The organism is Streptomyces sp. NPDC005496, from assembly GCF_042872045.1.
GTDB lineage: Bacteria > Actinomycetota > Actinomycetes > Streptomycetales > Streptomycetaceae > Streptomyces.
This window is the reverse complement of the sequence record NZ_JBIAJQ010000007.1, coordinates 102,902-116,326: the sequence shown is the minus strand read 5'-3', so window position 1 is coordinate 116,326 and position 13,425 is coordinate 102,902. Positions and strand designations below refer to the sequence as shown.

The window sequence follows — 13,425 nt, the reverse complement described above, 5'->3', positions numbered from 1 at the left end:
GACTGCGGCCTGTGAATGCGCGATGAGGCGTATGTCCCGGTAAGTACCGGTGCGGCCGTCACGCGCGCGGGTGCCTAGTGACCGGCCCGGTGTTCCGTCCCCTCGGCCCGGGTGCCGAGCCAGCCGGCCAGCTTGCCGCCCTGCGCGACCGCGCGCAGCCGCTTCTCGGCCGCGTCGCGGACCGGGTCGGTGGCCACCACGAGCAGCTCGTCGCCGTACCGCAGCGTCGTCGTGGGCAGCGGCACGAAGGAGGTGCCCTCGCGCACCACCAGGGTGACGGCGGCGCCCGGGGGCAGCCTGAGCTCGTTGATCTCCACGCCGTGCATCCGGGACCGCGGCGGGATGGCCACGGACAGCAGGTGCCCGCGCAGGCGCTCCAGGGGCGCCGACTCGATCCCGAGGTCGGCGGCCTCGGTGGGCGCTCCCAGGTTCAGCTTCCGGGCCAGCCAGGGCAGGGTGGGTCCCTGGATGAGGGTGTAGACGACGACCAGTACGAAGACGATGTTGAAGATCCGGCGGCTCTCCGGGATGCCGCTCACCATCGGGATGGTCGCCAGGATGATGGGCACGGCGCCCCGCAGGCCGGCCCAGGCGATCAGCGTCTGCTCCTGCCACGGCATGCGGAACGGCAGGAGGCTGGCGAAGACGCTCAGCGGGCGGGCCACCGCCGTGAGCACCAGCCCTATGACGAGCGCGGGCCAGATGTCGTCGCCCATCTCGTGCGGGGTGACCAGCAGTCCGAGCAGCACGAACATGCCGATCTGGGCGAGCCAGCCGAGCCCCTCGGCGAAGCCGCGCGTGGCGGGCCAGTGCGGCAGCTTGGCGTTGCCGAGCAGCATCGACGCGAGGTAGACGGCGAGGAACCCGCTGCCGTGCGCGAGCGCGCCGGCCGCGTACGCCGTGACCGCGATCGCCATGACGGCGATCGGGTAGAGGCCGGAGGCGGGCAGGGCCACGTGCCGCAGCCCCCAGGCGCCGAGCCAGCCGACCGCGAGGCCGACGGCGGCGCCGATGGCCAGTTCGAGCGCTATCTCGCCGAGGAGCGCGTACCAGTGCTCCACCGGGCCGGCCGTGGAGAACGCGACGACCAGGATGACCACCGGAGCGTCGTTGAACCCGGACTCGGCCTCCAGGACGCCCGTCACGCGCGCGGGGAGGGGTATTTTCCGCAGGACCGAGAAGACCGCCGCCGCGTCCGTCGAGGACACCACCGCCCCGATGATGAGCGCCTGCCGCCACTCCAGCCCGATCAGGTAGTGGGCGGCCGAGGCCGTCACTCCCACGCTCACCGCGACGCCGCCGAGAGCCAGGGCGGAGGCGGCCGGGAGGACCGGTTTGATCTCCTTCCACTTCGTGCCGAGGCCGCCCTCGGCCAGGATCACGACGAGGGCCGCGTACCCGATGACCTGGGTCATCTCGGCGTTGTTGAAGTGGATGTCGCCGATGCCGTCCTGGCCCATGGCGACGCCGATGCCGAGGTAGACGAGCAGGCTGGGGAGCCCGCTGCGCGACGAGATGCGGACCGCTGCCACCGCGATGAGCAGAACGAGCGAGCAGACGAGCAGGAGCTGGTTGAGGTGGTGGACAGTCAGCGGCCGTTCCCTTCTCTGGCCCGCGCGGGTCGGCGCGGGCACACGTACTACGGACCCAAGTACTTCATTACCTTACCTAAGTCTTGACTTTTTCTTGACACTCCTGGGGCAAGATCGAACGCCCGTGCTCTCGGGTTCCCGACTCCGCGTCAAGGCGCGGTGGGCCCTGCGCCTATGGTTGCTCCTGCGCTCAGTCAAAAGCACAGCCCGCCCTGCCGCTCGCGTTAGGACAGCAAGGACAGCGATGCCCCCCAACACCACCGCCTCTTCCGGCCAAAAGCCCGGCAAGTCCGGCAGGAAGAAGGGGCGCAGAGCCCGTCTGCTCGTGATCGTTCTGGTTCTGGCCATCGTCGGAGGCGTCGCCTACGGCGCGTACTGGAGCATCAGCACCGTCCGGGCCTCCTTCCCGCAGACCAAGGGTTCGATCGAACTCGACGGGCTGTCAGGCCCCGTGGACGTGAAGCGGGACGGCTACGGCATCCCGCAGGTCTACGCCTCCTCGGACGAGGACCTGTTCATGGCGCAGGGCTACGTCCAGGCGCAGGACCGGTTCTACGAGATGGACGTGCGCCGGCACATGACCTCGGGGCGCCTGTCCGAGATGTTCGGCAAGGGACAGGTCGAGAACGACGAGTTCCTGCGCACCCTCGGCTGGGACCGGGTGGCGAAGAAGGAGTACGACACCAAGCTGTCGCCCTCCACGAAGAAGTACCTCCAGGCCTACGCCAAGGGGGTCAACGCGTACCTGAAGGGCAAGGACGGCGCGGACCTGTCGCTGGAGTACGCGGCCCTCGGCTTCGCCAACGACTACAAGCCGCAGGAGTGGACCCCGGTCGACTCGGTGGCCTGGCTCAAGGCGATGGCCTGGGACCTGCGCGGCAACATGCAGGACGAGATCGACCGCTCTCTGATGACCAGCCGCCTCGGGCCGAAGCAGATCGCCGACCTGTACCCCGACTACCCGTACAGCCGGAACAAGGCGATCGTGCAGGAGGGGCAGTACGACGAGGTCACCAAGACCTACGTCCAGGGGAGCACGGCCGCGGGCACGGGTACCGGTACCGGCACGGCGGGCTCCGCCGCCGGCACCGGGCTGGCCGGGAACACCGCGGCCCCCGAGGGCCTGCAGAGCCAGTTGTCGGGGCTCTACGACGAGCTGGAGGACGTCCCCGCGGCCGTCGGCGTGAACGGCAACGGCATCGGCTCCAACTCGTGGGTCGTCGCCGGGGACCACACCATCACCGGCAAGCCGCTGCTCGCCAACGACCCGCACCTGTCGGCGTCGTTGCCCTCGGTCTGGTACCAGATGGGCCTGCACTGCCGCAGCGTCGGCGACAAGTGCCGCTACGACGTCGCCGGCTACACCTTCGCGGGGATGCCCGGCGTCGTGATCGGCCACAACCAGGACATCGCCTGGGGCATGACGAACTCGGGGGTGGACGTCACCGACCTCTACCTGGAGAAGCTCACCGGGGACGGCTACCAGTACGGCGACAAGGTGCTGCCCTTCGAGACGCGCAGGGAGAAGATCCAGGTCGCGGGCGGCCGGGCCAAGACGATCGTGGTCCGGGAGACCAACAACGGCCCGCTGCTGTCCGACCGGGACGACGAGCTCGTCAAGGTCGGCAAGAGGGCCACCGTCGACAGCGCGGCGCCCGACCGGGGCGACGGCTACGGCATCGCGCTGCGCTGGACCGCGCTGGAGCCGGGCAACTCCATGGACGCCGTCTTCGAGATGGACAGGGCCGCCGACTGGAACGACTTCCGCAAGGCGTCTCGGTCCTTCGACGTGCCCTCGCAGAACCTGGTCTACGCCGACACCGAGGGCAACATCGGCTACCAGCTGCCCGGCAGAATCCCCACGAGGGGCTCGGGCGACGGTTCGCTGCCCTCGCCGGGCTGGGAGGCCAAGTACCGGTGGACGGGCTACATCGACCAGTCCGAGCTGCCGTTCGAGTACAACCCCGAGCGCGGATACATCGTGACGGCGAACCAAGCCGTCGTGAACGAGGACAAGTACCCCTACACGCTCACCACGGACTGGGGCTACGGCTCGCGCAGCCAGCGCATCACCGACCTGATCGAGTCGAAGATCAAGGGCGGCGGCAAGATCTCGACCGACGACATGCGGCAGATGCAGCTCGACAACAGCAGTGAGATCGCCAAGCTGCTGGTGCCCAAGCTGCTCAAGATCGACATCGCCGACAAGGACGTGCGCCAGGCCCAGAAGCTCCTGGAGGGCTGGGACTACACCCAGGACGCCGATTCGGCGGCGGCCGCGTACTTCAACGCCACCTGGCGCAACATCCTCAAGCTCGCCTTCGGCAACAAGCTGCCCAAGGAGCTGCGAGTCAAGGGCCAGTGCCTGTACGTCGACCGGGTCGACACGACCGGGCCGGCGGACGAGGACGAGACGGTGCGCGAGTGCGGCCAGCGCGACGCGGACCAGGCGCAGCCGGACGGCGGCGACCGCTGGTTCGAGGTGGTCCGCTCGATCGTCGACGACGAGGACAACTTCTGGTGGGCCTCGCCCAAGACGCGTCTGGACAAGGCGACCGGCACCCGTGACGCGCTGTTCGCCCGCGCCATGAAGGACGCCCGCTGGGAGCTGACCGCCAAGCTCGGCAAGGACATCGACACCTGGAGCTGGGGACGGCTGCACCGCCTGTTCCTGAAGAACCAGACCCTCGGCACCGAGGGCCCGCGCGTCGTGCAGTACCTGCTCAACCGCGGCCCGTGGAAGCTCAGCGGCGGCGAGGCGACGGTCAACGCGACCGGCTGGAACGCGGCGGGCGGCTACGGAGTCGTCTGGGTCCCGTCGATGCGCATGGTGGTCAACCTCGGGGACCTCGACAAGTCCAAGTGGATCAACCTGTCCGGCGCCTCGGGGCACGCCTACAGCGCCCACTACACCGACCAGACGGACAAGTGGGCCAAGGGCGAGCTGCTGTCCTGGTCCTTCTCGGACAAGTCGGTAGGCAAGAGCACGAGCGACACGCTGCTGCTGAAGCCCTGACGCCCTCCGGCGGACACACGGGAACGGCCCTCCACGCGTGCGTGGAGGGCCGTTCCCGTGTCCCCGGGTGATCCCCCGGGGAGCAGGTCAGCGGAAGCGCCGTACGGCCGACGGGGTGACCGCCGCGTGCACCGGCCGGTCGTGGGGCTCCTCGGGGACCCGCTCGACGACCTCGGTGTCGTACAGCAGCACCACCAGCGCCGGATCCGCCCCCGCGCGCTCCAGCCGGGCCAGCACGCGGTCGTAGGAGCCGCCGCCGCGGCCCAGGCGCATCCCGCGTCCGTCGACCGCCAGGCCGGGCAGCAGGACCGCGTCCGCCTCCGTGACGGCCGGCGGCCCGAGCCGCTCGCCCGCCGGTTCCAACAGGGCCATCCGCCCGCCGTGTTGCACGCGCCGGAGCGACGACTCTCCCGCGTACTCGCCCCAGTCGAGGTCGTTGTCGGGCAGCAGGACCGGCAGGAGCACCCGCACCCGGCGCGCGCGGAGCGCGTCGAGGAGCGCGAGGGTGCCCGGCTCACTCCCCATGGACACGTACGCCGCCACCGTGCCCGCGTGCGCCAGTTCGGGCAGCTCCAGGGCGCGTGCCGCGAGGGCGCGCCCGGTTTCCCGCACGTCATCCGCCGTCAACCGGCTCCTCACCGAGAGGAGCTCTCGCCGCAACATTCGTTTGGCAGGCTCGGCTTCGTGTCCCGGACGGCTCACAGGTTGCTCCCGTACCCTTCGTAATGTGCTCATATGAGAACGAATTAACCGGAGCCACAGAATCCGCACATAGCCACCGGATATGGTTGCGGGCATGACTGAGTCGCACTCCAGGATCACCAAGGCTGTCATCCCCGCAGCGGGCCTCGGCACCCGGTTCCTGCCGGCCACCAAGGCCACTCCCAAAGAGATGCTGCCGGTCGTCGACAAGCCCGCGATCCAGTACGTGGTCGAAGAGGCCGTGTCGGCGGGGCTGCACGACGTCCTCATGATCACGGGCCGCAACAAGCGTCCCCTGGAGGACCACTTCGACCGCAACTACGAGCTGGAGTCGGCCCTCCAGAAGAAGGGCGACGCGGGGCGCCTCGCCAAGGTCCAGGAGTCCAGCGACCTCGCGACGATGCACTACGTGCGCCAGGGCGACCCCAAGGGACTCGGCCACGCCGTCCTGTGCGCCGCCCCGCACGTGGGCAACGAACCCTTCGCCGTCCTGCTCGGCGACGACCTGATCGACCCGCGCGATCCGCTCCTCGCGCGCATGGTCGAGGTCCAGGAACAGCACGGCGGCAGCGTCATCGCGCTGATGGAGGTCGCGCCCGAGCAGATCCACCTCTACGGCTGCGCCGCCGTCGAGCCCACCGGCGAGGGCGACCTCGTCAAGGTGACGGGCCTGGTCGAGAAGCCCGACGCCGCGGACGCCCCCAGCAACTACGCCGTCATCGGCCGCTACGTCCTCGACCCGGGCATCTTCGGCATACTGCGCACGACCGAGCCGGGCCGCGGCGGCGAGATCCAGCTCACCGACGCCCTCCAGCAGCTGGCCACGGACGAGAAGGTCGGCGGACCGGTGCACGGCGTGGTCTTCAAGGGCCGCCGCTATGACACCGGCGACCGCGGCGACTATCTGCGTGCCATTGTCAGACTCGCGTGCGAACGTGAAGACCTGGGACCGGACTTCCGGGCCTGGCTTCGCAGTTACGTAGCCGAGGAGATGTAGCAACGTGAGCAGCGCCGCGACCCGCGCCACCGGCCAGGACCGCCTCTGGTCGGTGTCCGAGCACCTGGAGGACATCCTCGCGACCGTCCGCCCCCTGGAACCCATCGAGCTGCAACTCCTCGACGCCCAGGGCTGCGTCCTGGTCGAGGACGTCACGGTGCCGGTCTCGCTGCCGCCCTTCGACAACAGCTCGATGGACGGGTACGCGGTCCGGGTCGCCGATGTCGCGGGCGCGAGCGAGGAGTTCCCGGCCGCCCTCACGGTCGTCGGAGACGTGGCCGCGGGCCTCGCCGAACTGCCCTACGTGGGACCCGGCGAGGCCGCCCGCATCATGACGGGCGCCCCGCTGCCGCCCGGCGCGGAAGCGGTCGTCCCGGTGGAGTGGACCGACGGCGGACTGGGCGAGGGCGCCGTCCAGGGGATGCGCGCCCACAGCTCGGCGCCCGAGGGCGCCGGCGGCCAGGTCCGCGTCCACCGCCCGGCGCAGGCACGCGCGCACGTGCGGGCCAAGGGCAGCGACGTGAAGGCCGGCGACCGCGCCCTGGAGGCCGGCACGATCCTGGGCCCGCCGCAGATCGCCCTGCTGGCCGCGATCGGCCGCGGCACGGTGCGCGTGCGCCCGCGCCCCCGCGTCGTCGTCATGTCCACCGGCAGCGAACTGGTCCAGCCCGACGAGCAGCTCGGCAGCGGCCAGATCTACGACTCCAACAGCTTCGCCCTGTGCGCCGCGGCCCGGGACGCCGGAGCGATCGCCTACCGGGTGGGCGCGGTCGCCGACGACGCCGAGACGCTCCGCTCCACCATCGAGGACCAGCTCATCCGGGCGGACCTCGTGGTGACCACGGGCGGTGTCAGCGTCGGCGCCTACGACGTCGTCAAGGAGGCGCTGTCCTCCGTCGGGGACGAGGACGAGGAGGGCGCCGGCATCGACTTCCGCAAGCTCGCCATGCAGCCCGGCAAGCCGCAGGGCTTCGGTTCCATCGGCCCCGACCACACGCCCCTGCTCGCGCTGCCCGGCAACCCGGTGTCGTCGTACGTCTCCTTCGAGCTGTTCGCCCGCCCGGCGATCCGCGCCCTGATGGGCCTGGACGACCTGCACCGGCCGACCACCCGGGCCGCCCTCGACACGGACAAGGCGCTGACCTCCCCGGCGGGCCGCCGCCAGTTCCTGCGCGGGACGTACGCGGACGGGAAGGTGAAGCCCGTCGGCGGCGCCGGGTCCCACCTGGTGGCCGCACTGGCGCAGGCGGACGCGCTGATCGTCGTCCCCGAGGACGCGACCTCGGTCGAGCCGGGGGCCGACGTCGAGGTCGTCCTGCTGGGCTGAGCCGCGGGGCCGGGCGGGTCGTCCCCGCCTGGCGGGCCGGGCCCGGGAGGGTCCCGTTCCGCTCCCCACCCCGAGTTGGCGGTACCGTGTCGCGCACGACAGGCCACGCGCCGCACCGCGAGGGGCCCTTACCGGGAGCGCCACAGCAGATGAGTACGCAGGACCGACTGACGCACATCGACGAGGCGGGCGCCGCCCGCATGGTCGACGTATCCGGGAAGGACGTGACCGCGCGCACCGCCCGCGCCAGCGGCCGCGTCCTGGTCTCGCCCCGGGTGGTCGAGCTGCTGCGCGGCGAGGGGGTCCCCAAGGGCGACGCCCTCGCGACCGCGCGCATCGCCGGCATCATGGGCGCCAAGCGCACCCCCGACCTGATCCCGCTCTGCCACCCTTTGTCGGTGTCGGGTGTCAAGCTGGACCTGTCGGTCGCGGACGACGCCGTGGAGATCATCGCCACCGTGAAGACCACGGACCGCACGGGGGTCGAGATGGAGGCCCTCACCGCGGTCAGCGTGGCGGCGCTCACCGTGATCGACATGGTCAAGGCGGTCGACAAGGGAGCGGTCATCACGGACGTACGGGTCGAGACGAAGACGGGCGGCGCGTCGGGCGACTGGAGCCGGGCATGACCGCTCAGCCCTACCGCGCGCTCGTCGTCACCGCCTCCAACCGCGCCGCCGCGGGGGTCTACGAGGACCGGGGCGGCCCCCTCATCGCCGAGGCGCTGACCTCGTACGGCTTCCAGGTGGACGGCCCGCGGGTGGTGCCGGACGGGGATCCCGTCGAGGCCGCCCTGCGCGCCGCCGCCGAGGCCGGGTACGACGTCGTCGTCACCACCGGCGGCACGGGCATCTCGCCGACCGACCGCACGCCCGAGGCGACCCGCCGGGTCATCGACCGCGAGGTGCCGGGCATCGCGGAGGCCGTCCGGGCGTTCGGCCGGGACAAGGTGCCGACTGCGGCGCTGTCCCGGGGGCTCGCGGGCGTCGCGGGACGGACGCTGATCGTCAACCTGCCGGGTTCCACCGGCGGGGTCCGGGACGGCCTGGCCGTGCTGGAGCCCCTGCTGATCCACGCCGTCGACCAGATCCGCGGCGGCGACCACCCGAGACCGAGCGGCAGTGGGGGTGCGAGCTGAACAGCCCATCCTGGCCCGTCGAGCTGCGGGAGGGCGATGTCGTCCTGCGGCCGATAAAGCTGCGCGACCAGCGGGCCTGGCGCGAGGTCAACCGGCGCAACCGCGACTGGCTGCGGCCCTGGGAGGCGACGATCCCGCCGCCCACGCCGAGCGGTCCGATGGCGCACCGGCCGACGTACCGGCAGATGGTGCGGCATCTGCGCGCCGAGGCCAACGCGGGCCGGATGCTGCCCTTCGTCATCGAGTACCAGGGGCGTCTCGTCGGGCAGTTGACGGTCGCGGGGATCACCTGGGGCTCGATGTGCTCGGGGCACGTGGGCTACTGGGTGGACGAGGCGGTGGCCGGGCGGGGCGTGATGCCGACGGCCGTGGCTCTCGCCACCGACCACTGCTTCCGCACGGTCGGACTGCACCGCCTGGAAGTCTGCATTCGCCCGGAGAACGGGCCGAGCCGCAGAGTCGTGGAGAAACTCGGATTCCGCGAGGAAGGACTCCGGCCGCGTTATCTCCACATCGACGGGGCGTGGCGCGACCATCTCGTCTTCGCGCTCACCGCCGAGGAGGCGCCGGAGGGCCTGCTCGCCCGCTGGCAGCGCCGACGTGCGCACGGACCTCGGCAGAGCACCCCCGGGGACCAGTGACGTACGCCCCGCGCGACGGCGTGTGACGCTGTGAATGCGGAGTTGGCCGGTTCACAGCCCGATCGCGGCGATAAATGAAATAGGTGTTCGAAATTGATCGGCGCGCGATCACCTGGGGGCGTTAATTTGGCGGTGTCGGCGGGCTGCTGATCGCATCGGTCACAAAAAAAGCTCGAAATATCAGCCAGATCGTGCGACACACCGGCGCAATTGGCAGATGGCCTCACGCAAACCCCTCTACCGTGTGAGGCGTGAGCAGCAGCGGCCTCATCTACGCAGTCATTGTCGGGGCCTGGGCCGCCTACTTGGTGCCGATGTGGCTCCGTAGGCAGGACGAGCTGAACGAGGCCCGTCCGACGGAACGCTTCAGCACCGCCATCCGGCTGCTGTCCGGACGGGCGGCGATGGAGCGCCGGTACGCCAAGGACCTGCAGGCGCGCTCCGCCGACGAGGGGGAGCCCAGCGCCGAACCGGAGGGTGCCACCGACTCGGTGGACGTCCGGGCCTTCGCCGTGCCCCCGACCGAGCCGCAGGTGCCGGTCGCGCCGCCGCGGCCCCGGACGCAGGCGCAGGCGCAGCAGCGCCCCCAGGTACAGGCCCAGGTACCGGTCGAAAGCCCCGAGCGGCACGAGACGCCGTCCGCCGACAGATCCGCGGCGCGCGCGGCCGGCCGGCCCGCGTCCCGCGACGTCGACAGACCCCTGCCGCGGCAGTCGGCCCGGTCCGGACACCCGGCCCGGCCCGAGACCTCCGCCTCCGACGCGCCCGAACCCGCGGAGACGGTCGCGCACTCCGTGCCGGCCGCGCGCCGGGCCTCCTCGGCGGAGGCCGCAGCGCGCGCCCGGCGCCTGAAGGTGCTCGCGCGCCGTCGGCGTACGACCGTCATGCTCTTCCTCGCCTTCACCCTCGGCGCGATCGTCGCGGCGGTCGGCGGGCTGGCCTTCCTGTGGGCGCCCGGCGTTCCCGCCGTGCTCCTGAGCGGGTACATCGCCTATCTGCGCGCCCAGGAGCGGCGCCGCTTCACGTACGTGATGGACCGGCAGCGGGCCGAGGTCGCGGCGCAGCGGCTGCGTGAGCGCCAGCCCCGGCGGCGGCCGCCCCTGGACCCGGGCGCGGACGAGCCCGACGAGTCGCCCGAACCGGAGGCCGACCCCGGCCTGTCCGCGCTCGCCGCCGACCGCCGCGCCCTGGTCGAGCAGACCGACCACGCGGAGTGGGTCGACCAGCAGCGCGAGCGCCAGCGCCGGCCCGGACACGGCGACAGCTGGGACCCGGTGCCGGTCCCGCTGCCCACCTACGTGACCGCTCCGGTCGCCCCGCGGGCCACGCCCAGCGTCGACCTCGGTGCGCCCGACGCGTGGAGCTCGGCGCGGTCCAGCGCCGCGGAGCCGAGTGCGCCGGAGGCCGAGCCCGCCGCCGAGGAGCGGCCGGAGGCCGCCGACGACGACGGCCGCTGCGACGCCCGCCGGGCCGCGTCCGCCCGGCGGGCCCGTGAGCGCGGGCGCACCCCGCTCTTCGACCAGTACGAGGACGGGGACCGGCCGCGCGCGGCCAACGAGTGACGGGGGACGGCCGTCCGTGGCCCTGGTGACCAGCCCGGGAACGGATTTCCAAGCACCCGGACGGGGATGCTAGAGTTTCACTCGTTGCAAGGGCCTGTGGCGCAGTCCGGTAGCGCACCTCGTTCGCATCGAGGGGGCCAGGGGTTCAAATCCCCTCAGGTCCACTGCAATTCAGAACCCCGTCGGATTCGTCCGGCGGGGTTCTTGCGTGTTCAGCGTCTTCAACGGGTCACAGCGGCTTCGCGAAGCAGCGGCTCAGCGGCTCGTGGCGGTAGAGGCCGAACTTGGCGCAGGGCTCGTAGCCGCTGGAGGCGTACAGGGCGATGGCCTCCGGCTGCTTCGTGCCGGTCTCCAGGACCATGCGGGTGCGGCCGGCCGCGCGGGCGTCGTCCTCCAGGGCCGACAGGATGCGCCGGGCGAGACCGAGGCCGCGCGCCTCCGGCACCACGTACATCCGCTTGAGTTCGGCGTCCCCGTCCGAGTAGCCCTCGTCGTTCTCGTCCTGGGTCCGCCAGCCGCCGGTGGCCACCGGACGCTCGCGCTCGTCGTACGCGACGAGGTACAGCCCGAGCGGCGGCCGGAACATCGACGGGTCGAGCGGGGTGGCGTCGCCCCCGTCTCCGTAGCGGACGGCGTATTCGAGCTGCACCTGGTCGTCGAGCTTGACGGCGTCGGGGTGGTCGTAGGGGACCGGGCGGATATCCATGCGATGCATCGTACATCTATGCGTCGGGACGGAGCTCCGGATTAAGTATCGTTCGCGGGTGCTGACTGTTACCACCGCCAATGTGAACGGGCTCCGGGCCGCTGCCAGGAAGGGCTTCGTGGAGTGGCTCGCCGGGACCTCCGCCGACGTCCTGTGCCTCCAGGAGGTGCGGGCCGAACCGGCGCAGCTCCCGGACGCCGTACGGGAGCCCGAGGGGTGGCACGTGCTGCACGCGCCCGCCGCCGCCAAGGGGCGCGCCGGGGTGTCCCTCTACACCCGGCGCGAGCCCGACCGCGTCCGCATCGGGTTCGGGTCCGCCGAGTTCGACGCGAGCGGCCGCTACGTCGAGGCCGATCTGCCCGGTGTCACCGTGGCCAGCCTCTACCTGCCCTCCGGCGAGGTCGGGACCGAGCGGCAGGACGAGAAGATCCGGTTCATGGAGGAGTTCCTCGGTTATCTGAAGGGCCTGCGCGAGCGGGCCGCGGCCGACGGGCGCGAGGTCGTCGTCTGCGGCGACTGGAACATCGCCCACCAGGAGGCCGATCTGAAGAACTGGCGCGGCAACCGCAAGAGCTCCGGCTTCCTGCCGGAGGAGCGGGAGTGGCTCGGGCGGGTCTTCGGGGAGGGCGCCGGGTACGTCGACGTGATGCGCGCGCTGCACCCCGGTGTCGAGGGGCCGTACACGTGGTGGTCCTACCGGGGGCGGGCCTTCGACAACGACACGGGATGGCGGATCGACCTCCAGGTCGCCACGCCCGGGCTGGCCGACAAGGCCGTCAAGGGGCTGGTGGAGCGGGCGGCGACCCATGAGGAGCGGTGGTCGGACCACGCCCCCGTGACCGTGGTCTACGACCTGTAGGCGCCACCGGTCCGGCGGGCGCCCCGGCCGGCGGTCAGGACGTGGTGCCCGACTGGCGCAGCCGGCGGTCCAGGGCCATCGACAGCTCCGCCTCGACCACGCTCTTGGCCAGCGGGCGCAGGCGGTCGAGGTCCTCAGGCGTGCGGTCCTCGGTGAGGACCAGGTCGGTGAAGAGTGCGGCGAGTGCCTCGGTGTGCTCGCGTACGCGCCCGGCGGCGGCCAGCACGTCCGCGAGCGGGATTCCCTCGCGGACCAGGGCCGCCGACACGTCCAGCAGCCGCCGGCTGATGTGCACGATCTCCGTGCCGTCGGTGCCCAGGTAGCCGAGGTCGAGCGCGGCGGCCAGGTTCTCCGGGGTGGCCTGGCCCGCGAAGACGTCGGCCAGTTCCTCGGGGGAGAGGCGGACCGGGGTCTCCTCGCTGGGTTCGCCGAGGCCCAGCAGTTCGCCGACGTCCCGGCCGTGGTCGAAGGCCTCGGCCAGTTCCGCGATGCCGTTCAGGGTGTGGCCGCGCTCCAGCAGCGCCGAGATCGTGCGCAGCCTGGCCAGGTGGCTTTCGTCGTACCAGGCGATCCGGCCCTCCCGGCGGGGCGGCGGGATCAGCTTGCGCTCGCGGTAGAAGCGCAGGGTGCGCACGGTGATGCCGGCCGCCGCGGCCAGTTCCTCCATGCGGTACTCGCGCCTGCCCGGCTCGGACGCGCCCGCCTGCGCCTGCGTCCGCACCCCTGGGCTCCGTTCTCCTGATCCGTCCGCCACGTCGGCACCCTACGTCGTACCCGGGGTAACTTTCCCGCCGCAGACCCCTACCCATGAGTACGCAGCTCCTCTAGTCTCCCCATTGCGCCAGTGTTCACTGGCAGAGTCGTGCGGAGCAGGGAGGCGTCGGG

General features: G+C 71.7%; 12 protein-coding genes and 1 tRNA gene. 9 read left to right on the top strand and 4 right to left on the bottom strand.

What is annotated here, in order from left to right; translation table 11 throughout:
- Positions 1-74: 74 nt before the first annotated feature.
- Positions 75-1,634, bottom strand: a complete 1,560-nt coding sequence (locus ACFYQQ_RS22255; RefSeq protein ID WP_355782472.1) for a potassium/proton antiporter — start codon at positions 1,632-1,634, stop codon at positions 75-77.
- A gap of 202 nt (positions 1,635-1,836) precedes the next feature.
- Here ACFYQQ_RS22255 and ACFYQQ_RS22250 point away from each other — a divergent pair, with 202 nt between their 5' ends.
- Positions 1,837-4,608 carry a penicillin acylase family protein gene (locus ACFYQQ_RS22250; protein ID WP_355782471.1) on the top strand — a complete coding sequence of 924 codons (2,772 nt, stop codon included), beginning with the start codon at positions 1,837-1,839 and terminating at the stop codon, positions 4,606-4,608.
- An 87-nt stretch (positions 4,609-4,695) separates the two neighbouring features.
- On the opposite strand, the gene ACFYQQ_RS22245 is transcribed toward ACFYQQ_RS22250, so the two are convergent.
- Positions 4,696-5,271, bottom strand: a complete 576-nt coding sequence (locus ACFYQQ_RS22245; RefSeq protein ID WP_355782468.1) for a 5-formyltetrahydrofolate cyclo-ligase — start codon at positions 5,269-5,271, stop codon at positions 4,696-4,698.
- Positions 5,272-5,404: 133 nt separating this feature from the next.
- Between ACFYQQ_RS22245 and galU the strand changes: the two genes are divergently transcribed.
- The 7 genes from galU (at position 5,405) to ACFYQQ_RS22210 (ending at position 11,139) form a co-directional block, all read left to right on the top strand.
- Positions 5,405-6,307 carry a UTP--glucose-1-phosphate uridylyltransferase GalU gene (gene galU / locus ACFYQQ_RS22240; protein ID WP_355782465.1) on the top strand — a complete coding sequence of 301 codons (903 nt, stop codon included), beginning with the start codon at positions 5,405-5,407 and terminating at the stop codon, positions 6,305-6,307.
- A gap of 4 nt (positions 6,308-6,311) precedes the next feature.
- Positions 6,312-7,634: a gephyrin-like molybdotransferase Glp gene (gene glp, locus ACFYQQ_RS22235; RefSeq protein WP_356163937.1), complete on the top strand. Its 1,323-nt coding sequence runs from the start codon at positions 6,312-6,314 to the stop codon at positions 7,632-7,634.
- 149 nt (positions 7,635-7,783) lie between these two features.
- Positions 7,784-8,263, top strand: coding sequence for a cyclic pyranopterin monophosphate synthase MoaC (gene moaC, locus ACFYQQ_RS22230; RefSeq protein ID WP_355791906.1), 480 nt, complete (start codon positions 7,784-7,786; stop codon positions 8,261-8,263).
- Positions 8,260-8,772, top strand: a complete 513-nt coding sequence (locus ACFYQQ_RS22225; RefSeq protein ID WP_355791903.1) for a MogA/MoaB family molybdenum cofactor biosynthesis protein — start codon at positions 8,260-8,262, stop codon at positions 8,770-8,772. The genes moaC and ACFYQQ_RS22225 overlap by 4 nt, the downstream gene beginning before the upstream one ends.
- On the top strand, positions 8,769-9,413 hold the full coding sequence (locus tag ACFYQQ_RS22220; RefSeq protein WP_355791909.1) for a GNAT family protein: 645 nt from the start codon (positions 8,769-8,771) through the stop codon (positions 9,411-9,413). Before ACFYQQ_RS22225 ends, ACFYQQ_RS22220 begins: the two co-directional genes overlap by 4 nt.
- 251 nt (positions 9,414-9,664) lie before the next feature.
- The gene (gene glpR / locus ACFYQQ_RS22215) at positions 9,665-10,975 is read left to right on the top strand and encodes a gephyrin-like molybdotransferase receptor GlpR (RefSeq protein ID WP_356163940.1); all 1,311 of its coding nucleotides are present in this window, start codon (positions 9,665-9,667) and stop codon (positions 10,973-10,975) included.
- Between the two features lie 90 nt (positions 10,976-11,065).
- Positions 11,066-11,139: transfer RNA gene (locus tag ACFYQQ_RS22210), tRNA-Ala, on the top strand.
- A 65-nt stretch (positions 11,140-11,204) separates the two neighbouring features.
- Here the strand turns inward: ACFYQQ_RS22210 and ACFYQQ_RS22205 are convergent.
- Positions 11,205-11,681, bottom strand: a complete 477-nt coding sequence (locus ACFYQQ_RS22205) for a GNAT family N-acetyltransferase (protein WP_355794752.1) — start codon at positions 11,679-11,681, stop codon at positions 11,205-11,207.
- 58 nt (positions 11,682-11,739) lie between these two features.
- Here ACFYQQ_RS22205 and ACFYQQ_RS22200 point away from each other — a divergent pair, with 58 nt between their 5' ends.
- Positions 11,740-12,540, top strand: a complete 801-nt coding sequence (locus tag ACFYQQ_RS22200; protein ID WP_355794750.1) for an exodeoxyribonuclease III — start codon at positions 11,740-11,742, stop codon at positions 12,538-12,540.
- A gap of 34 nt (positions 12,541-12,574) precedes the next feature.
- On the opposite strand, the gene ACFYQQ_RS22195 is transcribed toward ACFYQQ_RS22200, so the two are convergent.
- Positions 12,575-13,207, bottom strand: coding sequence for a MerR family transcriptional regulator (locus tag ACFYQQ_RS22195; RefSeq protein ID WP_388905049.1), 633 nt, complete (start codon positions 13,205-13,207; stop codon positions 12,575-12,577).
- Positions 13,208-13,425: the final 218 nt, after the last annotated feature.